This window comes from Burkholderia sp. Tr-20355 (genome assembly GCF_017104685.1).
In the GTDB taxonomy this organism is placed as follows: Bacteria; Pseudomonadota; Gammaproteobacteria; order Burkholderiales; family Burkholderiaceae; genus Burkholderia; species Burkholderia seminalis.
In genome coordinates this window covers 1-1,613 of record NZ_JAAGPK010000371.1, presented here as the reverse complement: position 1 = coordinate 1,613, position 1,613 = coordinate 1, and the positions used below count along the sequence as shown (strand labels likewise).

The window sequence follows — 1,613 nt, the reverse complement described above, 5'->3', positions numbered from 1 at the left end:
TCCGCATAACATTGCGCGATCGCGATCTTCGCATCGAAGAACGCCGGGTCGCTCGCGCGGTTCGCCTGCGCCGCCACCAGCGCGCGCGCCATCTGCCACCCGCACAGCACCACGCCCGCCAGCTTCAGGTACGGCACGCTCCCCGCGAACACCGCGTTCGGGTCCTGCTTCACGTTCGCCACCACGTAATCCACCGCCGATGCCAGCGCGCGGGCACCTTTCTCCAGCCGTACCTTCATCGACGCGGCCGCCGCACCGTCCAGCTTGCCCAGCGCCGCCACCGTGGCGTCGATCTCCGCGAGCAGCCCCTTCGCCACCGCGCCGCCGTCGCGCATCGTCTTGCGGCCCACCAGGTCGTTCGCCTGGATCGCCGTCGTCCCTTCGTAGATCGCCAGGATCCGCGCATCGCGGTAGTACTGCGCCGCGCCCGTCTCCTCGATGAAGCCCATCCCGCCGTGCACCTGCACGCCCAGGCTCGCCACGTCGTTCACCATCTCCGTGCTCCAGCCCTTCACCACCGGCACCAGATACTCGTAGATCGCCTGATGACGCGCCCGCGTCGCCTCGTCCGCATGGCGGTGGGCCATGTCGCTGTGCGACGCCGCCACGTACGCCAGCGCCCGCGCGCCTTCGGTCAGCGCGCGCATCGTGCCGAGCATCCGCCGCACGTCCGGGTGATGGATGATCGTCACCGACTGCCTGGCCGAGCCGTCCACCGGGCGGCTCTGCACGCGCTCCTTCGCGAATGCCGCCGCCTTCTGGTATGCGCGGTCCGCCACGCCGATCCCCTGCATCCCGACGCCGAAGCGCGCCGCGTTCATCATGATGAACATGTATTCGAGGCCGCGGTTCTCCTCGCCCACGAGGTAACCGATCGCCCCGCCGTGATCGCCGTACTGCAGCACCGCCGTCGGGCTCGCCTTGATCCCGAGCTTGTGCTCGATCGACACGCAGTGCACGTCGTTGCGCGCGCCCAGCGACCCGTCCGCGTTGACCATGAACTTCGGCACGATGAACAGCGAGATGCCCTTCACGCCTTCCGGCGCGTTCGGCGTGCGCGCCAGCACCAGGTGGACGATGTTGTCCGCCATGTCGTGCTCGCCCCACGTGATGAAGATCTTCGTGCCGAACACCTTGTACGTGCCGTCGCCCTGCGGCTCGGCGCGCGAGCGCACCAGCGCGAGGTCGGAGCCCGCCTGCGGCTCGGTCAGGTTCATCGTGCCGGTCCATTCGCCGGAAATCAGCTTCGGCACGTAGCGCTGCTTCTGCTCGTCGGTGCCGGCCGTCAGCAGCGCCTCGATCGCGCCGTCGGTGAGCAGCGGACACAGCGCGAACGACAGGTTCGCGGCGTTCAGCATCTCGATGCACGGCGTCGCGATCAGCTTCGGCAGCCCCTGGCCATCGTACTCGGCCGGATGCTGCAGCCCCTGCCAGCCGCCTTCGACGAACTGGCGGAACGCGTCGCCGAAGCCGGGCGTCGCGGTCACCACACCGTCCTTCCAGCTGCTCGGGTGGCGGTCGCCCTCGACGTTCAGCGGCGCCAGCACCTCGCCGCAGAATTTCGCGGACTCCTCGAGCACGGCCTGCGCCGTGTCGTAACCGGCATCCTCGAA

1 protein-coding gene is annotated in these 1,613 nt (G+C 69.1%); it reads right to left on the bottom strand.

The genetic code is table 11. The annotated features are described in order from the left end of the window. A partial coding sequence (locus G3N62_RS35440; protein ID WP_206141546.1) for an acyl-CoA dehydrogenase occupies positions 1-1,613 on the bottom strand: 1,613 nt, incomplete at both ends.